The organism is Sorangium sp. So ce834 (assembly GCF_051521425.1).
GTDB lineage: Bacteria > Myxococcota_A > Polyangia > Polyangiales > Polyangiaceae > Sorangium > Sorangium cellulosum_D.
This window is the reverse complement of sequence record NZ_CP150351.1, coordinates 10,940,217-10,960,767: the sequence shown is the minus strand read 5'-3', so window position 1 is coordinate 10,960,767 and position 20,551 is coordinate 10,940,217. Positions and strand designations below refer to the sequence as shown.

15 protein-coding genes are annotated in these 20,551 nt (G+C 72.3%); 9 read left to right on the top strand and 6 right to left on the bottom strand.

Annotated features, from left to right (window positions below; all coding sequences use genetic code 11):
- Nucleotides 1-1,134 precede the first annotated feature (1,134 nt).
- The 3 genes from WMF20_RS40330 to WMF20_RS40320 all read left to right on the top strand — a co-directional run bounded on the left by WMF20_RS40330 (nt 1,135) and on the right by WMF20_RS40320 (nt 3,152).
- On the top strand, nt 1,135-1,329 hold the full coding sequence (locus WMF20_RS40330; RefSeq protein WP_437607050.1) for a hypothetical protein: 195 nt from the start codon (nt 1,135-1,137) through the stop codon (nt 1,327-1,329).
- Between the two features lie 12 nt (nt 1,330-1,341).
- Nucleotides 1,342-1,620: a hypothetical protein gene (locus WMF20_RS40325; protein ID WP_437607049.1), complete on the top strand. Its 279-nt coding sequence runs from the start codon at nt 1,342-1,344 to the stop codon at nt 1,618-1,620.
- 410 nt (nt 1,621-2,030) lie between these two features.
- Entirely contained in the window at nt 2,031-3,152 is a 1,122-nt protein-coding gene (locus WMF20_RS40320) for a DUF4419 domain-containing protein (protein ID WP_437607048.1), read from the top strand.
- Between the two features lie 66 nt (nt 3,153-3,218).
- Here WMF20_RS40320 and WMF20_RS40315 read toward each other — a convergent pair whose 3' ends face one another.
- Nucleotides 3,219-5,546, bottom strand: a complete 2,328-nt coding sequence (locus WMF20_RS40315; protein WP_437607047.1) for an AAA family ATPase — start codon at nt 5,544-5,546, stop codon at nt 3,219-3,221.
- Between the two features lie 393 nt (nt 5,547-5,939).
- Here WMF20_RS40315 and WMF20_RS40310 point away from each other — a divergent pair, with 393 nt between their 5' ends.
- Nucleotides 5,940-7,634 carry an MYXO-CTERM sorting domain-containing protein gene (locus tag WMF20_RS40310; protein ID WP_437607046.1) on the top strand — a complete coding sequence of 565 codons (1,695 nt, stop codon included), beginning with the start codon at nt 5,940-5,942 and terminating at the stop codon, nt 7,632-7,634.
- A 21-nt stretch (nt 7,635-7,655) separates the two neighbouring features.
- On the opposite strand, the gene WMF20_RS40305 is transcribed toward WMF20_RS40310, so the two are convergent.
- The gene (locus WMF20_RS40305; RefSeq protein ID WP_437607045.1) at nt 7,656-8,216 is read right to left on the bottom strand and encodes a hypothetical protein; all 561 of its coding nucleotides are present in this window, start codon (nt 8,214-8,216) and stop codon (nt 7,656-7,658) included.
- A 272-nt stretch (nt 8,217-8,488) separates the two neighbouring features.
- Between WMF20_RS40305 and WMF20_RS40300 the strand changes: the two genes are divergently transcribed.
- Entirely contained in the window at nt 8,489-10,969 is a 2,481-nt protein-coding gene (locus tag WMF20_RS40300) for a PAS domain-containing protein (protein ID WP_437607044.1), read from the top strand.
- A gap of 55 nt (nt 10,970-11,024) precedes the next feature.
- On the opposite strand, the gene WMF20_RS40295 is transcribed toward WMF20_RS40300, so the two are convergent.
- A complete protein-coding gene (locus WMF20_RS40295) occupies nt 11,025-12,170 on the bottom strand; it encodes a BON domain-containing protein (protein ID WP_437607043.1) in 1,146 nt (381 codons plus the stop codon).
- 304 nt (nt 12,171-12,474) lie between these two features.
- On the opposite strand from WMF20_RS40295, the gene WMF20_RS40290 reads away from it, so the two are divergent.
- The gene (locus WMF20_RS40290; protein WP_437607042.1) at nt 12,475-12,603 is read left to right on the top strand and encodes a hypothetical protein; all 129 of its coding nucleotides are present in this window, start codon (nt 12,475-12,477) and stop codon (nt 12,601-12,603) included.
- 187 nt (nt 12,604-12,790) lie between these two features.
- On the opposite strand, the gene argF is transcribed toward WMF20_RS40290, so the two are convergent.
- From argF to WMF20_RS40275, 3 genes are all read right to left on the bottom strand, one after another.
- The gene (gene argF, locus WMF20_RS40285) at nt 12,791-13,726 is read right to left on the bottom strand and encodes an ornithine carbamoyltransferase (RefSeq protein WP_437607041.1); all 936 of its coding nucleotides are present in this window, start codon (nt 13,724-13,726) and stop codon (nt 12,791-12,793) included.
- A gap of 164 nt (nt 13,727-13,890) precedes the next feature.
- On the bottom strand, nt 13,891-14,910 hold the full coding sequence (rtcA, locus tag WMF20_RS40280; protein ID WP_437607040.1) for an RNA 3'-terminal phosphate cyclase: 1,020 nt from the start codon (nt 14,908-14,910) through the stop codon (nt 13,891-13,893).
- A 49-nt stretch (nt 14,911-14,959) separates the two neighbouring features.
- The gene (locus WMF20_RS40275; RefSeq protein ID WP_437607039.1) at nt 14,960-16,186 is read right to left on the bottom strand and encodes an RtcB family protein; all 1,227 of its coding nucleotides are present in this window, start codon (nt 16,184-16,186) and stop codon (nt 14,960-14,962) included.
- Between the two features lie 223 nt (nt 16,187-16,409).
- On the opposite strand from WMF20_RS40275, the gene rtcR reads away from it, so the two are divergent.
- The 3 genes from rtcR to WMF20_RS40260 all read left to right on the top strand — a co-directional run bounded on the left by rtcR (nt 16,410) and on the right by WMF20_RS40260 (nt 20,348).
- Complete coding sequence (gene rtcR, locus WMF20_RS40270; RefSeq protein ID WP_437607038.1) at nt 16,410-18,038, top strand: RNA repair transcriptional activator RtcR; 1,629 nt, start codon at nt 16,410-16,412, stop codon at nt 18,036-18,038.
- A 49-nt stretch (nt 18,039-18,087) separates the two neighbouring features.
- On the top strand, nt 18,088-19,155 hold the full coding sequence (locus WMF20_RS40265; protein ID WP_437607037.1) for a ChaN family lipoprotein: 1,068 nt from the start codon (nt 18,088-18,090) through the stop codon (nt 19,153-19,155).
- Nucleotides 19,156-19,478: 323 nt separating this feature from the next.
- Nucleotides 19,479-20,348, top strand: coding sequence for a hypothetical protein (locus WMF20_RS40260; RefSeq protein ID WP_437607036.1), 870 nt, complete (start codon nt 19,479-19,481; stop codon nt 20,346-20,348).
- Nucleotides 20,349-20,551 lie beyond the last annotated feature (203 nt).

The following is a 20,551-nucleotide window of genomic DNA, read 5'->3' as shown; positions in this document are numbered from 1 at the left end:
TCCTTCGGTGGCGCCGTTGGGGACGTCTCGCCGGGCTTGGGGGGTGAGCCTCCCTGCGTGGTAGCGGGCGTGCCCTGGGCGACGGAAGCGGGCTTTTGCGTGGGGGAGCTCTTGCCGCCGGTCTCGGTGGCCTTGGGGGAGGTCTGCGCTGACGTGCTGTCCTTGGGGGCGACCTCCTTGGGGGCGACCTCCTTGGGGGCGACCTCCTTCGGTGGCGCCGTTGGGGACGTCTCGCCGGGCTTGGGGGGTGAGCCTCCCTGCGTGGTAGCGGGCGTGCCCTGGGCGGCGGAAGCGGGCTTTTGCGTGGGGGAGCTCTTGCCGCCGGTCTCGGTGGCCTTGGGGGAGGTCTGCGCTGACGTGCTGTCCTTGGGGACGACCTCCTTGGGGGCGACCTCCTTCGGTGGCGCCGTTGGGGACGTCTCGCCGGGCTTGGGGGGTGAGCCTCCCTGCGTGGTAGCGGGCGTGCCCTGGGCGGCGGAAGCGGGCTTTTGCGTGGGGGAGCTCTTGCCGCCGGTCTCGGTGGCCTTGGGGGAGGTCTGAGCTGACGTGCTGTCCTTGGGGGCGACCTCCTTCGGTGGCGCCGTTGGGGACGTCTCGCCGGCCTTGGGCGACGTACCTCCCTGCGTCGTCGCGCTGGTGTTCCCCTGGGAAGCATTGCCCGGGAGCTGTGATGATGGGTTTGCGGGTGACGTGGAGCCCTGAGGAAGGCCGCTGTTGTTGGAGGGAGCGGATTGAGGCCTGACCGGGGGGGTCTGGGTGGCCTGAGGCGGATTGGCCGAGCTGCCGAGATTCGGAGGTGGCGTGTTGGGGCGTGGCGTGGAGCCCTGGGGAATGCCGCCGCCGGCAGGCGAGGATTGAGGCCTGACCGGGGGGGTCTGGGTGGCCTGAGGCAGATTGGCCGAGCTGCCGAGATTCGGAGGTGGCGTGTTGGGGCGTGGCGTGGAGCCCTGGGGAATGCCGCCGCCGGCAGGCGAGGATTGAGGCCTGACCGGGGGGGTCTGGGTGGCCAGAGGCGGATTGGCCGAGCTGCCGAGATTCGGAGGTGGCGTGTTGGGGCGTGGCGTGGAGCCCTGGGGAATGCCGCCGCCGGCAGGCGAGGATTGAGGCCTGACGGGGGGCTGCGGAGCTCCAGCGGTGGCAGGGGGCGTTCTGGAGCCGGGGAGCTCAGGGGACTGCGACCCGCCGCTGCCCGGCATCACGCTCTGGTTCGGAGGCACGTTGACCGGAGAGGCCGGCGGCCTGGGTGCTGCCGTGGGCGAGCTCGGCGCGGTGGTGGGCGCCTGGCCGACATGGGAGCCATTGTTCCCGCCCGTCGTGCTCCCGAACTGACTTCCCGAAGCCGTGGTCGTCGTGGTCGTCGGGCCGGGCGAGCTCGTTTGGCTCACGGTCTTGCGCGTGACGGGATCCCAGCCGGAGAAGGCGCCCGGCTTCGGGGTCGGCTTCGGGGCCGCGGCCTGGTTCACGGCGTCGGGCACGGCCGTGCTGCTGGACGGGGTGCTGCTGCTGGTCGAGGGGTGGGTGAAACGGCCTGAGCCCTTGATCTGGTTGCCCAGCCCCGACCGGACCCCGGTGGCTGGCGACGTCGAACGGCTCCGCGAGGACCTCATGAGCCATGATTGACGCGAAAATCATGCGTTGCCAAGCGCCTCGCCCCCGCGCCTCGCGGCGGGATACCCCGCGCCATGGCATCCTGCTCCGCCCGCTGCGCACCGCTTCGGCGCCGCGCCTGGATCGGCGAGCCCCGCGCCTCGGATCCGCAACGGCTCGCCCCATTGCGGCGCTCGCCCGTCGAAACGCCGCCGCGGATCCCGGCATGCGTTCAGGCGACGCGCGACAGGCCCCTCGATTGCGGTCACCCCGCCGACCAGGTAATCTACCTCTCGAATGCATCCGCCGGCGCGACGATTGTGCTGTAATATTCCGCGCTCGTGGGCGAGGCGAGTTGTTTCGCGCGGCGCTCTTGTGTACGAGGTTGGAGCGGCAGCGCTGGCCCATGAAGCCGTCGCGCAGGGCCAGGAGAGCGAGGATCCATGAGCATCACGACCATCGCCGTCACCGACTTCGGGCCTGCGACGGCGCCGCTGCCCGCGTTCGACGAGGAATCGACGGTGCAGAGCCTGCTCGTCTCTCCCGTCGAGGCCGCCTACCGCCATCGCCTGCCCCTCGTCGGGCGCACGGACGTGCACCCGCTCGTCCAGGCGGCGTACATGGCCTTCACCCAGCGCTACCCCCTCGTGCTCTCGCCCGACGTGATCTGGTTCTGCCTGGCCCGGGGGTTCACGCTCCACGTCGCCGCGAACGAGGAGCAGCGGCGCCAGGTCCTCCTCGAGGACGGCGACTTCGAGCTGAGGATCGACCGGCCGGATTTCACGCTCGGTCAGGTGAACCCGTGGCCCGTCGCGTTCTCGGATTTCTCCGCCCAGATCGCCGCGCGGGTCGGCAAGCTGCGGGAGCTCGTGACAGCCAGCTTCTCGACCACGGGACCGGTGGAGCGCGTGGCGTCGGAGCTCACGGTCATGACGCCGTTCGTGCCGCACTTCGAGTGGCAGCCGCCCTTCCCCGCGGACATGAGCTTTCCGAACCCCGGAATCCCGCGCATCTACCTGCTCGGCACGGCGGACGACTGGCGCTGGGTGCGCCACCGCGCGGCGGCGTTCGCCCCGTTCGGCGCGGAGCGCTGGACTCACGTCCTCCTGCCGGTGCTCGACCAGATCGTCGCCGCGGCGGAGGGCCGTCAGGATCCGGCGTTCTGGCGCGCCTTCTTCCGCTACGAGAACGCCGCGGACGAGCTCACCGGGTGGATCCACGTGCTCTTCCCCTACCTGCGCGCCTGGCCCGCCGACCACTTCGTCCCGAACACGGTCCTCGACGGCTGGCTCGAGCGGTGGCGGGCCGCGGAGGCCCGGCGCAACCCGCTCGCCGCGCTGGCGAAGCCGGAGGGGCCCGGGTTCGCTCGGCTCCCGCCCGGGCTGACCAGCGCGCCCTTGCGGTTCATCGACGAGCAGCGCCAGGAGCACGCCCTGGAGTTCGTCAGCGGTCTCATCGGCGTCACGCAGGACCAGCACTCCCTCGCGCTCATCCCGGAGTTCGTGTGGGCCGTCGTGCACGGAGAGCCCGAGCCCGCGGCCGAACCGCCCGCCGAAGCGCGCTGAGCGGGGCGGCGGCCGCTCGGCGAGCGCCGCGCCCGCCCCGTCGCAGCCGCACCCCGAACCTCCGCGCTACGCGAACCGCAGCGCGAGCCCGGCCGTCCCGCCCTCGACCACGATCTCCCGGTCCCTGCACCCCGGATCTTCCGCCATGCGCGCCGCGATCGGCGTGATCACCCGCTCCTCGATCACCCGCTTGAGCGGCCGCGCCCCGCGCCTCGGATCGAACCCCGCGTCGGCCAGCCAGGCCCGCGCCTCGGGCAGGACGCGGAGCCTCAGGTTGCGCCGCACGAGCCCGGTGCGCGCCTCGGCCTTGGCCAGCTCGAGATCCACGATCCTGAGCACGCTGTCCCGCCCGAGGCTCCGGAACTGCACCACGTGGTCGATGCGGTTCACGAGCTCCGGCCGGAAGTGCTCGCGCACGCTCGCCGGCGCCGCGCGCCGCGGGCCGGCCGCCGCCGGCGCGCCGCGCTCGCCGTCGTCGAAGCCGACCGGCGGCCGATCGGCGACGCCGAGGTTCGAGGTCATCACGATGAGCGCCATCCGGAAATCGACGTGGCGCCCGTCCTCGTCCGTCAGCCGGCCCTCGCCCAGGATCCCGAGCAAGAGGTCGAACACCTCGCGGTGGGCCTTCTCGATCTCGTCGAGGAGCACGAGCGACAGCGGCTCCTGCCGCACGCGCTGCGCGAGCGTCGTCGCGCCCGGCCCCGCCTCGAGCAGCCGCGCCGACGAGCCGGGGAGCCGGTACTCGCTCATGTCGAGCCGGATCATCCGCCCCTCGTCGCCGAACATCGACCGCGTGAGCTCCTTCGCGAGCTCCGTCTTGCCCACGCCCGTCGGGCCGACGAAGAGCAGCGTGCCGCACGGGCGCTCGGGGTCGTTCATGCCCGCCTTGAAGCGCGCGAGCACCCGCGCCGCGGTGTCGCACGCCTCGTCCTGCCCGATCACGCGCCGCTTGAGCCCGCGCGCGATGGCCTCGGCGCTCGCGGGGATCTCGTCGGCGATGAGCTCGATCGGCAGCCCCGAGTGGCGCGCGTAGGCCTCGGACACGTCCCGCGGGTAGAGCACGCGGCCAGCGTCCGCGCCCGCCCGCGCCTCCGCGCCCGCCCGCGCGCCGGCCTCCTGCGTGAGCCAGTCGAAGAAGCGGAACGCCTTGCCGGGGAAGAGCACGTCGCGCCGGAACATCGCGAGGTGCTGGACCAGCCGCTTCTTGCCCGCCGGGTGCAGCCGGACGCGCGCGTCCTTCCGCGCCTCGTACTCCGCGAGCAGCGCCGGCACCGCGGCCGGATCGGGCTCGCGCAGCCGGACGACCTGGAGGCACGCGACGAGCGAGGCCGCGCGGCGCTGGCACGCCTCGAGCTCCGGCTCGGTGCACTCCGCGATGAGGCTCACCTCGCCGCCCCGGAGCGCCGGCAGGAGCACGTCGCCGATCGACGCGCCGTCCGGCTGCGGGCGGAGCAGCGGCAAGAGCGCGCCGACGTGCAGGAGATCCCCCTCGTGCGACAGCTCGTCCACGAGCTTCAGACACCGCGCCTGCCACATGCCGAGATACGTCGTCCCGGCGAGCAGCCGGTCGGCCGAGGTGCTGAACAGGCCCGGCGACCGCGCGCGCGCCTTGTCCCTGCGCCACGCCGCGAACCGCCGCGCCAGCCGGTAAACCCAGGTCGTCTTGCCGACCCCCGGGCCGCCCACCAGCAGGATCGACGGCAGCGGCGCGCCCTTCGCGGCGTCGAGCCCCGGGAGCGCCTGCTCCAGCTCGTCCGAGTCGCCCACGGCGAGCGGGAGCCGCTGGCGCGCGGCCTTCTCGACCAGATCCTCGGCGACCGCGCGCAGCGTGGGGCGCTCGTCCGCCGCGCGCCGGCTGGAGCCCTCGGCGCGCGATGGCAGGCGCGGCGACCAGGGGCGCACGGTCTCGTCTCCCTCGCGGCGGAAATCGAAGAGCGACCGCGGCGACTCGCCGAGCAGCGCGCTCGTGACGAGCTGGCGGAGCACGTCGGGCGCAATCGAGAGATCCTCCAGGACCACGGACCAGCCGAAGCGCGGGAGCATCACCCGATATCCGCCCTCGGCGAGCTTGCTCGCGAGGTAGGTGAGCCGCAGCGGGATGCGGCGCCGGCCGACGACGGCCGCGCGCTTGACGGTGGTCTGCGGGTGAACGTCGACGCCGAGCGTGCGCACCTCGAACGGCTCGTCCCACAGATAGCGATCGAGATCGTCCTCGCCCGTCGCCACCCGCGCGTGCAGCTCTACCTCGAGCTTGCGCAGCACGTCCTCCTCGGAGGCGCCATAAGCGGACGGCGCCGGCCGGTCGAAGACGAATGCCCACGTTCGCAGGAGGATGCCGGTGAAGCGGCCGTCGTGGTGGGCGATGAGATAGACGCGGAGCGATTTCTTGGTCATACGGCGGCAGCGCTCAGGCGCAGCCGGAGCTCGCCAGCCTACCACACCCCGCCCCCGCGCCGGCGAGACGCCGAGACGACGCTGTCCGCGCTCCGCCGCAACTCCCCCCCGCCGCGCCGCGGGAGGGCGTCAAGATGGCTATTGCCTTCCAGGCCAGGCGAGGCCGCCGAAACACGCCTGACAGCCAGCTCAACTGCGTGCACCGTAGTGACAGCATGCGTCAAAACAGGCGCGCGCGACGATGCGGGAACAACTGGGCTGCAACATTCCGATGGTGCGGAGCTATGGAATCATCTACCCCCAGCGCTCACGAGGGGGTGTACAGTGACGCACATGCCGCAAAAGCCTTATCTCATGGTATCTCGCCGACGCGCGGTTCGAGCCGCGCTCTCTTTGTCCCTCTCGCTCGCGCCGCTCGCGGGGGCTGTACCCGCGAGCGCCGCGGTGCGGCAGCTGGACGGCACGCAGCTCCCCACGCCCGTCAGAGAGGCCGAGCTCGGCCTCGTGCGGGGCCGCGGGTTCCCGGAGAACGCCGTCACGCTCGACGGGCTCTTCATGTACCGGGGGGAGGACATCGATCCCGTGGCGGACGCGAGCACGGAGCCGGGCGTCTTCTCGCCGCTCTGCGGGTTCACGGGAGAGCTGGTGCTGCGCGGGGGCGGGTGCAAGGTCGCGTTCGGCTGGTACAACGCGACGGCGAGCGGCGTGCGCCCGCCGGACAACCAGATCTACGAGCTGATCCCCGCGGACACGTCGGTGGCGTTCCGGTGCGAGGACAACGACTTCTGCCCGCTGGCCACGATGATGACGACCCAGGCGGGGCAGCACGACTGGACGCCGACCCAGTTCTCGGCGGCCGACATCCGCAACGACCGGCGGTACCAGGGCGGCCTGGTCGGCTTCGCGCTCATCGGCAAGGCCGGCACCTACTGCACGCAGACGAAGTTCTCGCAGCGCGAGCTGAACACCGTCTGCACGAGCTGCACGCCGAACGAGCCGTGGGTGACGACGCTGATCTACACGTCGACCGCCTCACCCGATGCGTTCTATGTCGCCTTCGAGGACCTGCCCGTGACCCCGACGAGCTGGAAGGGGAGCCAGGGCGGGTACGAGAACGACGGCGACTTCAACGACTTCGTCTATTACATCACGGGAGTGACCTGCCAGGGCGGCGGCCAGATCTGCGACACGGGGCTGCAGGGCGCCTGCGCCGTGGGCAGGACGGGGTGCGCGACCGAGGGCGAGACCGAGTGCCTGAGGGTCCTCGAGCCCGGCGAGCAGAGCGAGCGCTGCGACAACATCGACAACGACTGCGACGGCCAGGTCGACAACGGCGAGGGGCTCTGCGCGGACGGCCTCGTGTGCAACCGCGGCTCGTGCGTGCCGTACTGCGGCCGCGGCGAGGTCGTCTGCGACCAGGGCTTCGTCTGCGAGGAGGGCCTCTGCGTGGAGCAGGCGTGCGTGGGCGTGGCATGCGAGGGCGGCCAGGTCTGTATCGGCGGCACCTGCGTGGGCGGGTGCGACGGCGTCATCTGCCCGGCGAACCAGGAGTGCCAGCTCGGGCGGTGCGTGGATCTCTGCGCCCAGATCGAGTGCGAGGACGGCGCGGTCTGCGAGCGCGGCATCTGCCAGTCGAACTGCGGCTGCCGCACCTGCCCCACCGGCAAGACGTGCGCGGCGGACGGCCGCTGCGTCGATGCCGGCTGCGAGGGCGTGACCTGCGCTGAAGGGCAGCTCTGCATCGGCGGGAGCTGCACCGACGCGTGCGCGGGCGTCGTCTGCCCCGGCAACGCGCCGTGCGTCCGCGGGGTCTGCGGCGATCCGCCGGTCAACGGCGGCGTCACGGCCTCGAGCGGGGGCCAGGACGGAGGCGGCCTGTTCCTGGACGATCCGCCGGATCTGACCTCCGGCGCGGGCGCTGGCGCGGGCGCGGGCGGCGGGGACGGCGGCTTCGTTCCCAAGCCCGACTCGTCCTGCGCCTGCCGCGCGGGCGCGACGTCCGAGGGCTCGCCGGCCCGGGTCGGCCTCCTCGGCCTCGGTCTCCTGCTCCTCGCCGGCCGCCGGCGCCGTTCGCGCGCCGCGCTGTAGAGGCCGCGCGGCGCGCCCCCGTCACCAGGCGGCGCGCGCCGCCATCGCGGCGACGAGGCCCGCCACGACCGCTGCCAGGAACCACGCGAGGCGCGCGCCGGGGGGCTCGCGCCCCGCGGCGCCGGCGGGCAGCGGGAACACCACCGACCGCACCCGCCGGGACTCCGCGTCGACCAGGAGCACGCCGTCGATGTCGAACGCGAGCCGGTACTCGAGCAGCTGCCGCCGCGTCGCGGGCGTATCGATGCGCGGCGCGAGCCGGCCTGTCTTCACCTCGGCGACATACCGCCTCTGGCCGTGCGCCACGAGGTAGTCGGCGCGGAGCCCGACGGTGATCGGCTCGCCGTCGATCTGGACTCCATAGGAGACCGCGACCTGCCGGCCAACGATGGTGTACCCGAGCTCGCGGAGGAGCGCCTCGGCGCGCGCCTCCCCCGCGGCGCCCTGCTCCCGGCAGCGCTCGATCCGGCGCCGCTGCCGGGCGCTCCGCCACGCGAGCCGGAGCGTCTGGACCAGCCCGAAGAAGAGCGCCGCGCCGGCCACGGCCAGGAGGAGCTCCGGCGGTATGTGGCGGAATTCCACGCAGCGTGCGTTTGCGCAGGAATCCGGATCTCGGGCCAAGTTTTGTGCGCACGGTTGTCCTCGGCCCGGCTGGCGCGCATGTCCGCACGCTCCTATTACAGTTTCACAAGAGGTATACCGCCTGCTCGCGCTCTGCCGTGGCTGCGCCGTGCGCCGAGCGTGCCCGGCTGGTCCGGTCAGGGATGCACATCCACCATTGGCGAGAGTTCCCGTATTATCCGGCCGAGGCCCGTTCCTCCGTGATCGATCTCGAGAGCAGACCTCGGTCGCAAGTGCGTGTGCTGACCGAGGTCGGCCGCGCGCTCGCGGTGGCGCGCTCCGCGCGCGAGATCCAGGAGACCGTCCTCTCGGCGGCGCGGCAGCTGAGCGGCGCCGGCAGGGCCGTGTTGATCCTGAACGACGACGAGGAGCGGCCGGTCGTCCGGTCCTCGCTGGGGCTCGACCCGGCGCTGTTCGCCGAGCTCCGCGGCCGCCCGCTGCCGAGCTTCGACGAGGGGGTCACGCGCGCGTTGCACGGCTCGGCCCATGTCGTCGCCGCTCCCTTGATCCTCCGCGACCGCGTCTCTGGCGTGCTCGCGGTCGAGCGCTTCCGCCAGGCCTCGGACGAGGATGCCTGGGTGCTCGCGGCGCTCGCCGATCAGGCCGCGGTGGCGCTCGCCAGCGCGGGCGGGCAGGCGCCTCCCGTGCCCTCGCCCGCGGCCCGGGGCGCGGCGGGCGAGGGCGCTGGCGAGGCCGCCGCGGGCGAGCTCGACGCGCGCGTGGAGGTGGACATACAGCGCGAGCGCTATCGCCTCCTCGCGCGAGCGGTCAAGGACCCGATCTGGGACTGGGATCTCCGGACGGACCAGGTCGAACGCAACGATACGTTTCATGAGGTCTTCCGCTACGCTCCCGAGCAGACGGCGCCCACGGGCGCCTGGTGGTTCAGCCGCCTGCTGCCCGAGGATCGCGATCGCGTGGCGCGCGGCTTCGAGGAGCTCCTCCGCGGCAGCGGCGACAGCTGGTCGGACCAATACCGCATCTACCGCGGCGACGGCTCCGTCGCCCACGTGTTCGATCGCGGGTCCGTGCTCCGCGACGCGCGCGGCGAGGCGATCCGCATGGTCGGGTTGACGGTCGACCTGAGCGAGCAGTTCCGGATCGAGAGCGCGCTCCAGGATCGAGAGGAGCGGCTCCGGCTCGCCACGTGGGCGGCGGACGTGGGCACGTGGAGGATCGACCTCACGACCCTCTTCGATACGAGGGACGCGAGCCTGAACCGCATCCTCGGCCTGGAAGAGCGCGAGACGACGCAGCCGATGGACGACTGGCTGAGCCGCGTGCACCCGGAGGACCGCGACGCGGTGGTCGCGGCGCACGGGCGGGCCCTCCGGGAGCAGCACGTCTACGACATCATCCATCGCATCATCCGCCCCGACGGGGCGATCCGGTGGGTCCACGACCGCGGACGGCTCATCAGCGATCGGGGCGGCTCCCCGCTGTTCTTGACGGGCGCCGTCGTCGACATCACCGAGCTGAAGCAGCTCGAGCGAGAGCGCGCGGACCTGCTCCGCCGCGAGCAGCAGGCGCTCGCCCAGTCGGAGGAGGATCGCCTCCGGGCCGAGGACGCGAACCGCATGAAGGACGAGTTCCTCGCGACGGTCTCGCACGAGCTGCGGACGCCGCTCACCGCGATCCTGGGCTGGGCGCGGCTGATCAAGGAGCGGGAGCTCGGCCCGGACCGCGTCAAGCAAGGCATGGCGGCGATCGAGCGGAACGCCCACGCGCAGGCGCAGATCGTCGATGACATCCTCACGGTCTCCCGGATCATCACCGGCAAGCTGCGGCTGAACACGGTCGCGGTCGATCTCGCGGCCGTCGTCGAGGCCGCCGTGGACACCCTCACGCCCACGGCGAGGGCGAAGGACATCGAGATCTGCGTCGAGCTCGACGACGCGCCCGGCGCGATGAGCGGCGACCCGGATCGCCTCCAGCAGGTCATGTGGAATCTGCTCTCCAACGCGGTCAAGTTCACCCCGAAGCGAGGTCGGGTGACGGTCCGGGTGGGCCGGAGCGACGCGCAGCAGGTCGTGATTGCGGTCACCGACAACGGCAAGGGCATCGCCGGGTCGTTCCTGCCGTATGTCTTCGACCGCTTTCGCCAGGGCGACTCCTCGCCGACGAGGGCGCACGGCGGCCTCGGCCTGGGGCTCGCCATCGTCCGTCACCTCGTCGAGCTGCACGGGGGCACGGTGGAAGCGGAGAGCCAGGGCGAGGGCCGCGGCGCCACGTTCACGGTGACGCTCCCCCTGAACGCGGCGCCCTCCAGCGCGCGCGAGGAGCCGCCGCCCGCGCCGTGGCGCGTCGCGCTCGAGGAGGGGGAGCGGGCGGCGCTCTCCGGCCTCCACGTCCTCCTCGTCGACGACGAGCCGGACGCCCGCGAGATGGTCGCGTTCCTGCTGGAGGGGGCGGGCGCGCAGGTCACCACGGCGGGCTCGATGGGCGAGGCCATGGGCGTCCTGGAGCGGCTGAGGCCCGATGTGCTGGTGAGCGACATCGGCATGCCGGGGGAGAGCGGCTACACGCTGATACGGCAGGTGCGCGCGGCGGGCCGGGACGAGATCCGGGGGATCCCCGCGGTGGCCCTGACCGCCTATGCGCGGATCGAGGACCAGAGGAGGGCGCTCTCGGCCGGTTTCCAGAAGCACGTCGCGAAGCCGATCGACCCCGCCGGCCTGGTGAAGGTGGTCGCGGAGCTCGCCGGCCGGCCGTGAGCCGGCGAGGCCCTGCGCCCCGCGCTGGCCCTGCCGTCGCGGCTGCCGGGCGGGGTCAGCGATGGGCGACGTCGTTCGCCATGGGGCGAGACGCGCTCTGCTGCGCGCCCGTCGAGGCCGTCGAGCCGGCCATGCCGGTCGTCGCGGTCATCGCGGTCGTCGTCTCGGTGGCCCGCTTGACGCGGATCTGGTTGTGCACGTCCTCCACGCCGCGGACGTTCTCGGCGATCTGCTCGATGAGGCGCCTGTGGTGGCGCTCGCTCACCGTGCCCTCCAGCGTGACCTCGTTGTTCTGCACACGGACGGTGACCTCGCTGACATCGATATCGTCGCGATCCGAGAGCAGCTCGCAGACGTCCTCGCGGATGCGCTCGTCGGACCGCTTGTAGCCCTTGGGCCCGCGGCCGAGGGCGCTGCGCACGCGCTCTCCGATGTTGCTCAGCGCGCCGCTGACGTTCTGCATCGCGGAGCGGCCCGCGTCGCGGACCGTGCGAACGAAGTCCTGGCCGTACTCGTGGTCCTGGTCGCGGCCCCAGCCGCGGCTCTCGTCGCGGCCGTAGGGGCCGCCGAAGCTGCGGTTGTAGTCGCCGCGGTAGTCGCGGCCGTACCCGCCGCCGAAGCTGCCCTCGTGCTCGCCGCGGTAGTCGCGGCCATAGCCGCCGCCGAAGCTGCGGTTGTAATCGCCGCCGAAGCTGCGGTTGTAGTCGCCGCCGACGCCGCGGTTGTAGTCGCCGCCGAAGCTGCCCTCGTGCTCGCCGCGGTAGTCGCGGCCAGCTCCGCCGCCGAAGCTCCTGTTGTGGTCGCCGCCGGAGCCGCGGCTATACTCGCCGCGGTAGTCGCGGCCGTACCCGCCGCCGAAGCTCCTGTTGTAATCGCGGTCGAAGCCGCGGTCGCGACCGGAGAAGCGGCCCTGGTCGTAGGTGTGCTCGCCGCCATAGCCGCGCTGCATCGCGCGCCCGTAGTCGCGGTCCTGGTCGTAGCCCGAGGTGCGGTGCTCGTCACGCGACCAGCTGCGCTCCGGGAAGCTGCCCCGGGGATGGCCGTAGCGCTCGTCCCAGCCTCCGCCCTGCCCCTGGCGCTCGTCCCACCTGCTGCCTTGTGCCTGGCGCTCGTCCCAGCTCCCGCTGCCCTGTCCGTAGCGCTCGTCCCAGCCGCGCTCGTCTCGGCCGTAATCCATGTCCCTGTCGAATCGATTTCGCATGGTGCTAACTCCTTCGTTGCGTTGTGAAACAACGTCAAATGTGGCTCGACCACGCGTCGCGACGCTGCTCACAGCGACCCTGGCACAGCTCATCGCGTGGACCACCACAGTGGAGCGCACCGGCCACAGTGGAGCGCACCGGCCCGAGTCGCAATCGGGGAGAACCCTTCGTTGTTCCCCGGGGCGATCCCGAAACGAGCGATGTGGTCTCAAGCACAGATGAGATCGCCCATCGCGGGTACATCGTGCGGTATCGGGTGAGACCACATGGCCGCTGCGAGATTGCCCACCAGAGTCCGGCGGCGTGTTCACCACGAACGAACTCACCGCGTGCACCATCGAACCATCGAACGAGCAGATCATTCCGCGCACGCCGCCCGGCTGGGGGCAGCGCGTCGATCGCAGCAGCGCGTCGATCGCAGCAGCGCGTTAAAGCGCCGCGTCGGAGGGGCTGCGCACGAGCTCGCCTGTCGCGTGCGTCGAACCTAGGGCTGTTCCTGACTGCTTATTGCGCCGGCGCCCCGATCATGATCGAGAGGGGGAGGGCTAGAGTGCATTCCGGCGCTCTCTTCGTCTGAGGCACCGTCTGAGGGCGGTCTGATTCCCGCCTGGTCCGAGCCTCAGGCCAGCTCGACCCCGAGCAGCCAGACCATCAGCGCCTTCTGCACGTGCAGCCGGTTCTCGGCCTGGTCCCACACGCGCGAGCGCGGCCCTTCCAGCGTCTCGTCGTCGATCTCCTCGCCCCGGTGCGCCGGCAGGCAGTGGAGCGCGATCGCGTGCGGCGCGGCCTTGCCCATCACCCCCGCATCCACGGTCCAGCCGGCGAACGCGGCGCGGCGCCGCTCCGCCTCGCCCTCCTGGCCCATGCTCGCCCACACGTCCGTGTTCACCACGTCCGCCCCCGTCGCGCCCTCGCGCGGGTCGTTCACGAGGGTGACGTGGCCTGTCGCCCGCGCCCGCGCGACCTCGTCCGCGGGCGGCATGTACCCCTCGGGCCCGGCGAGCACGAGGTGGAAATCGAAGAGCGGCGCCGCCTCGAGCCACGAGCGCGCCATGTTGCTCGAGCAGTCGCCGAGGAACGCGATGCGCCGGCCGGCGATACCGCTCCTGTCGCCGCCCGCCGCGAGCGCCTCCTCGATCGTGAAGATGTCGCTGAGCACCTGCACCGGGTGCCCGTCGTCCGAGAGCGCGTTGATCACCGGCACGCTCGCCTCCGCCATCTCGAGCAGGCGCGCGGTCGACGACGTGCGGAACGCGATCGCGTCGCAGTACCGGGCGAGCACGCGGGCCGTGTCGCGGATCGGCTCGCCGCGCGCGAGCTGGCTGCCCTGGGTGCTCAGCACGACCGGCTGGGCGCCGAGCTGCGCGATCCCGACCTCGAACGACACGCGCGTGCGCGTGCTCGCCTTCTCCAGCACGACCGCGATCGACCTGCCGGCGAGCAGCGTCGCGCGCCGCCCCTTCGGCTCCTCCTTCAGGCGCGCGGCGAGCCTGAGCACGCGGTGCGCTTCGGCCAGGGTCATGTCCGTGATCTTGAGGTAGTCGCGCTTCGCCATCGTCTCGCCTTCCGCGTCGCCGCCGTCCGGGCGCGCGCCCTCCCGCCGCGGAGGAGCCCGCGACGAGCGCGCCGCGCGCCCGCCGTGATGTGGCACGACCGGGACGCCGCCGTCAATCGCGCCCGGGCGCGGCGACCGATGTCGTCTGTCGAGCCGCCCGGCGCTCAACGCCCGATTTCGAGTTGCCACGCATGCTCGGAGATCTGCTCCACCGACGCGCGGATCCCGAGGAGATCTCGCAGCAGCCCGAGGTGGGTCGTCGTGTGCGACGACGGGCGGACGGTCCGGAAGGCGCCGCGCCCCGCGAGCGCGATGGGCAAGAGCAGCTGATCGGCCAGGTGCTCGCCCACCGGCACGCCGGCCGCGAGGTAATCGCGCGCCTCCTCGGCGGCCTTCGTGGCGACCGACTCCGCGCGCACGCCCTTCTCGCCGAACCCGGTGAACACCTCGGTCACGTGCTCGCTCTCGACGGCGATCGCGATCACGTTGCCCGGGCCGTGGCCGCCCGTCAGCACGCTCGGCTTGAAGCAGGCCGGCTCCCAGCCGAGCACCGCCGCCGCCGCGTCGAGCTCGCGCATCGCGACGGAGCTCGGGAGGTTCGACACCGTCGCCACCGCCCTCCGGCCGCGGATCTCCCCGCGCGAGAGCAGCTCGAGCGGCGCGAGCGCGGGCGAGGGCGCGATCGAGACGCGGGCGAGCCCGCCGCCCGCCGGATAGAAGCCGGGCGTCACCAGCGTGGCGGTGACGTCCGGCCCCATCCGCCGCACGAGCGGCAGGTAGGCGAGGTCCAGGAAATCGAACGGCGGCGCCATGGGGTTGTGCGTGCCGCCCTCGAGCGTGAGCGTCGACGGCGCGGGCGCGCGGAGCAGCGCCGGCAGGACGGTCTGCAGCACGAGCGTCGTGCTCCCCGCGCTGCCGACGCGGAACGTGTGCTCGCCGGGCACGATCGCCGTCGGCCGGAAGACGATCTCCTGCGAGCCGAGCGCGGCGCCCGACACCTCGGCGCGGCCGACCTGGGCGGCGGCCTGCACCGAGGTGAGGTGCTGCCGCATCAGCCCCGGGCGCGCGCGGCCCTTGCGGATCGAGGTGATCCGGACAGGCGTCTGCGTGATCAGCGAGAGGCAGAGCGTCGTGCGGAGGATCTGGCCGCCTCCCTCTCCGACGGATCCATCGATGGTCAGCATGGCAGTCGACTCTCCCTGGACGAGCGATACCACGGCCCCGGGCCGCGGCTCACCCCTTCACGCACACGACCTGCCGCAGCCTGTGGACGATCTCGACGAGGTCCCGCTGCGCCCGCATCACGTCGTCGATCGGCTTGTACGCGGCCGGCGTCTCGTCGATCACGGCCTCGTCCTTGCGGCACTCGACGCCGGCGGTCGCGGCCTCGTGCTCGGCGACGGTGACGCGGCGGCGCGCCTCGGTCCGCGACATCACGCGGCCCGCGCCGTGGCTCGAGCTGCAGAAGCTCTCCGGGTTGCCGAGCCCGCGGACGATGAACGAGCGCGCGCCCATGCTGCCCGGGATGATCCCGAGATCGCCCGCCCGCGCGCGCACGGCGCCCTTGCGCGTCACGAGGACGTCCTTTCCGTAGTGGTGCTCGCGCGCCACGTAGTTGTGGTGGCAGTTCACCGCCTCGACGGCCGCGTCGAAGGGCGGCAGCTCGCCCGACGCGCGGAGCGCGCCCACCACCTGCGCCATCATCAGCTCCCGGTTCACGGCCGCGAAGTCCTGCGCCCACGACACCGCCTGCATGTAGTCGTGGTAATGCCTCGTCCCCTCCGGCAGGTAGGCGAGGTTCGCGTCGGGCAGGTTCACGAAGAAGCGCCTCATCTCCTGCTTGGCGAGCTCGATGAAGTAGCTCCCGACGCGGTTGCCGACCCCGCGCGACCCGCTGTGCAGCATCACCCAGACGCGGTCGTCCTCGTCGAGGCAGAGCTCGATGAAGTGGTTGCCGGTCCCGAGCGTGCCGAGGTGCTCGACGGCCGAGCCGCGCCCGAGGCGCGGGTGCTTCTCGACGATCTGCCGGTATCGCGGCTCGAGCGCGGCCCACGCCTCGAGCTGGGCCGGCGGGGGCGAGCGCCACGCGCCGCGGTCGTTCTTCCCGCCGTTGTCGGTGCGGCCGTGCGGCACCGCCCCCTCGATGGCGGTCCGGAGCCCGCGCAGCGAGTCCGGCAGGTCCGACGCGCGGAGGCTCGTGCGCGCCGCCATCATCCCGCAGCCGATGTCGACGCCGACGGCCGCCGGGACGACCGCGCCGTGCGTCGCGACGACGCTCCCCACCGTCGCGCCGATGCCCTGGTGGGCGTCTGGCATCACGGCGATCCACTTGTGGATGAACGGCAGCGCGGCGATGTTCTTGAGCTGCGCCTCGGCGGCGGGCTCGAACGGCACGCCGACCGTCCACGCCTTGATGGGCACGCCCGAGTCCGTGGGGATGACGTTGTAGCTTCGCTCCATGGCAAGATCTCCGGGAAGGGGGCGAGCCGTCCGGCGCGCGCCCCGGGGTTCGGTGACGTTGGGTCACGCCTGGGTGGTTCGGTTCAGGCGTTCCGGTCCTCTGGTGTTCCGGCGTCCCCGTGTTCCCGCATATCGCACGGCGCGTGCCACCCGGAATCCCGGCGATCGCGGGGCGCTGGCCGCGGCGCTTATCTGCATGTATAAATCGTCTAGAGAACCTTCTATGACGCGCAAATCCACGGTGGTCCTCGGCATGCTCGGCCCGACGCTGGACACCGGCAAGACGCCGGAGCGCTGGTCGCGGTGGCGTCCGAGCGTGGCGCTCTGCCAGCACGAGGACCTGATCGTCGACCGGTTCGAGCTGCTCTACCAGCGCCGGTTCGACGGCCTGGCCGGGACGGTGATGGGCGACGTGCGGCACGTCTCGCCGGAGACGGACATCCGCGGTCACGTGATCGAGGTGGACGACCCGTGGGACTTCGAGGCGGTGTACGGCGCGCTGCACGACTTCGCGCGGGCGTACCCGTTCGCGCCGGACCGGGAGGAGTACCTCATCCACATCACGACGGGCACGCACGTCGCGCAGATCTGCCTGTTTCTGCTCACGGAGTCGCGTTACCTCCCCGGCCGGCTCATCCAGACGTCGCCGCCGAAGCGCGACCGGGCGGAGCTCGCGGCCGGGTCGTTCACGATCATCGATCTCGATCTCTCGAAGTACGACCGCATCGCCTCGCGCTTCCAGAAGGAGCAGCGCGAGGGGGTGTCGTTCTTGAAGAGCGGTATCGACACGCGCAACGCGGGGTACAACCGGCTGATCGAGCGGATCGAGCACGTGGCGATCGCGTCGCGCGCGCCGATCTTGCTCATGGGCCCGACGGGGGCGGGCAAATCGCAGCTCGCGCGGAAGATCTACGATCTCAAGAAGGGTCGCCGGCAGGTGAGCGGCGATTTCGTGGATCTGAACTGCGCGACGATCCGCGGCGACGGGGCGATGTCGTCGCTGTTCGGGCACACGAAGGGCGCGTTCACGGGCGCGCTCAAGGATCGCCCGGGCCTGCTCCGCAAGGCGCACGACGGGGTGCTGTTCCTCGACGAGATCGGCGAGCTCGGCGCGGACGAGCAGGCGATGCTGCTGCGCGCGATCGAGGAGAAGGCGTTCTTGCCGGTCGGCTCGGACCGCGAGGTGCGGAGCGAGTTCCAGCTCCTCGCCGGCACGAACCGCGATCTGTCGCTGGAGGTCGCGGCGGGGCGCTTCCGGGAGGATCTCCTGGCGCGGATCAACCTGTGGACCTTCCGGCTGCCGGGGCTCAGGGAGCGGGTCGAGGACATCGCGCCGAACCTCGATTACGAGCTCGACGCGTCGGCGCGGCTGCTCGGCGTGAGGATCACGATGAGCCGCGACGCGCGCGAGCGGTTCCTCCGGTTCGCGACGTCGCGGGAGGCGCTGTGGCCCGGCAACTTCCGCGACTTCAACGCGGCCGTGACGCGGATGGCGACGCTCGCGCCCGGGGGGCGCATCGGGCTGCCGATCGTGGAGGAGGAGATCGCGCGGCTGGCCGAGGCGTGGCGGCCGGCGTCGGCGGCGGGCGCGGGAGCGGGGGAGGGCGGGGAGGACGTGGTGGTCGCGGCGCTCGGCGCGCGGCGGGCGGCGGCGCTCGATCCGTTCGACCGGGTGCAGCTCGCCGAGGTGCTGCGGGTATTGAAGAGCGCGCGGTCGCTGTCGGAGGCGGGGCGGGTGCTGTTCGCCGCGTCGCGGGCGAAGAAGAAGAGCGTCAACGACGCGGACCGGCTGCGGAAGTACCTGGCGCGGTTCGAGATCGACTGGAGCGAGGTGGTGGCGGAGGGCGGGTAGGGGAAGCGCGCGATCGAGCTGCTACGCTGGCGCGGCCACAGGAACGACCATGCCGACAACGAAGCTGATGTGCTCGCTCGACGCCGCCCCACGCTTTCCGCTGTCGCGCGCGCGCCGTCTCGCAAGCGTCGCTTGCGCGGCGACGCTGCTCGCTTGTTCGCCCTCGCCGCCCGCGCGCGCTCCGGCCGCGCCGAGCGGCGGCGCTGCGCCAGCAAAGGCGCCGCCGGGCGAAGCGGAGCCGTGGCGGTCGACGCTCGATCGCGATCACGCGCTCGTCGGCAAGCTGTGGGACGTGAAGGCCGGCGCGTTCGTCGACGTCGCGGCGCTCTCGCCGCGGCTCGCCGCCGCGCGGTTCGTGCTGCTCGGCGAGCGGCACGACAACCCGGACCACCACCGGCTCCAGGCGCGCGTGCTGGAGCAGGTGGCGGCAGGAGGGCGGCGCCCGCGGGTGGTGTTCGAGATGCTCGAGGCGGAGCAGCAGCCGGCGATCGAGGGCTACGCGGCGGCGCGGCGAGACGCCGCCGGCTTCGGCGCGTGGATCGGCTGGGAGAAGACGAGCTGGCCTCCCTATTCGGAGTACCTGCCGATCTTCGACGTCGCCTTTCGCTTCGGGTTGCCGATCGTGGGCGGCAACGTGGCGCAGGACGAGGCGCGCGCGCTCGCGCGGCAAGGCCTTCAGGGCGTCCCGCCCGAGCGGGCGGCCGCGCTGCGGCTCGAGCAGCCGCTCCCGGCCGCCGAGCAGGCGTCGCTGGAGCAGGAGCTCCGCGACTCGCACTGCGGGCACCTGCCCGAGCGGCTGATCCCGACGATGGCGCTCGCGCAACGCGCGCGCGACGCGCAGCTGGCGCAGGCCATGGCTAGCGCGGATGCCGGCGGCGCCGTGCTGATCGCCGGCGCGGGGCACGCGCGGCGCGACCGCGGCGTGCCGTACTGGCTATCGCTCGAGGCGCCTGGAGCGGAGGTGCTGAGCCTGGCGTTCGTGCAGGTGCAGCGCGGCATGCAGGAGCCGGCCCGGTACGCCGCGCAGCTCTCGACGGCGACGCTGCCGTTCGATTTCGTGTGGTTCACGCCGCGCGTGTCGGACGGCGATCCGTGCGCCGCCTTCCGGGCGCGCTGAGGGCGCCTTCCGCCGCGACGGAGCCTGGCACGAGAGGGCCGCGCGGCGGCAGCCCGTGATCCGTGCAGCCTCCGGCTGGCGACGGCTCTCTACCGGTCACATGTCCCGGCGCATCGGTCACGCGGCGCGTGCCCCGCGCAGCATCGAGGCCTGGCTGCAGGCCTGGGGCGAGGCGCCGTCGGACACGCGGCGTGACGGATTTGCGAGGGGGCCCGGAATTGATGGGGTGGGAGGCGGCTGCGCGGCTCGTGCGGGATCCACTGCGCGAGCCAGGCAAGCCGCTTGAACAACCATCATGACCGCAACTGCCCGAGAGTCTATCGATGCCCTCAATTGCCCATGAAGCCCTGGTAGAGCTGTTCAAAAATCGGCCGACGCTCGCTGCCGAGATGCTGCAAAGCGCGCTCGGCCAGCGGATCCCCACCTTCCAGGAAGCGCGTGTCGAGTCCTCGGATCTGACCGAGATCGTTCCCTCGGACCGCCGTGCAGATCTCGTCGTCGTGCTCGTGGGGGCGCAGCAGCGGCCCGCGCTGGGGATCGTCATCGAGGTCCAGCTCGGCGTGGATCCGAACAAGCCCTACGTGTGGCCGGTGTACATGACGCAGACACGAGCCCAGCATCGCTGCCCGACCCGGCTGCTGGTCGTGACCACCGATCCTGCGATGGTGAGGTGGTGCTCGCGGCCCATCCGCACGGGCCACCCTGGCTGGACGCTGAGGCCGCTCGTGCTCGGGCCTGAGGGCGTCCCGGTCGTCACCGACGCCGCGCAGGCCAAGGCCGCGCCCGAGGTGGTCGTGCTCTCGGCGATGGCGCACGGGCACAGCGGCGTGGGGGAGGCGATCGGCGTGGCGTTCCTGGCGGCGGCTGCCGGGCTCGACGAGGAGCGACGCGCTGTCTACGGAGATCTGGTGCTATCCTCGATGAACGAGGCGGCGAGGCGGACATTGGAGGCGATGATGAAGAGCGGATACGTGTTCCAGAGTGAATTCGCGCGCAGTTACGTGGCGAAGGGAAAGATCGAGGCCAAGGCGCAGGCCGTGCTCGCCGTGCTGGAGTCCCGCGGCGTCGACATCCCCGCGGAGGTGCGAGAGCGCGTCCTCGCGAGCACCGATCTGGCCGAGCTGGACCGGTGGATCCGCCGGGCGGCGGTCGTCGGTGACGCCAGGGAGTTGCTCGTCACGACCGGCGCCTGAGCACGCGCCGCAGGCCTCCGCCAGCTGCCGGGTCATTTGGACCCGGCGCCGAAGGGGGTTGCGCTTCAAGCTCGCTCCCCGCCCGCTCCACGGCTCACCCGCCACCCCGCGCGCATCGCCGCCCATCAAGCCGTGCCAACCTCGCGACGAGCGTTGTTGTTGTAGCTTTACCGCTACGGTGGATAGTTGCGCCCCGCGGGCAC

Excerpts from the sequence above, each read along its gene's own strand:
- WMF20_RS40275 (WP_437607039.1), bottom strand. The coding sequence starts at position 16,186 with ATGGAGCGAAGCTACAACGTCATCCCCACGGACTCGGGCGTGCCCATC.
- WMF20_RS40315 (WP_437607047.1), bottom strand. The coding sequence starts at position 5,546 with ATGACCAAGAAATCGCTCCGCGTCTATCTCATCGCCCACCACGACGGC.
- WMF20_RS40265 (WP_437607037.1), top strand. The coding sequence starts at position 18,088 with ATGCCGACAACGAAGCTGATGTGCTCGCTCGACGCCGCCCCACGCTTT.
- rtcR (WP_437607038.1), top strand. The coding sequence starts at position 16,410 with ATGACGCGCAAATCCACGGTGGTCCTCGGCATGCTCGGCCCGACGCTG.
- WMF20_RS40295 (WP_437607043.1), bottom strand. The coding sequence starts at position 12,170 with ATGCGAAATCGATTCGACAGGGACATGGATTACGGCCGAGACGAGCGC.
- WMF20_RS40260 (WP_437607036.1), top strand. The coding sequence starts at position 19,479 with ATGCCCTCAATTGCCCATGAAGCCCTGGTAGAGCTGTTCAAAAATCGG.
- argF (WP_437607041.1), bottom strand. The coding sequence starts at position 13,726 with ATGGCGAAGCGCGACTACCTCAAGATCACGGACATGACCCTGGCCGAA.
- WMF20_RS40320 (WP_437607048.1), top strand. The coding sequence starts at position 2,031 with ATGAGCATCACGACCATCGCCGTCACCGACTTCGGGCCTGCGACGGCG.
- rtcA (WP_437607040.1), bottom strand. The coding sequence starts at position 14,910 with ATGCTGACCATCGATGGATCCGTCGGAGAGGGAGGCGGCCAGATCCTC.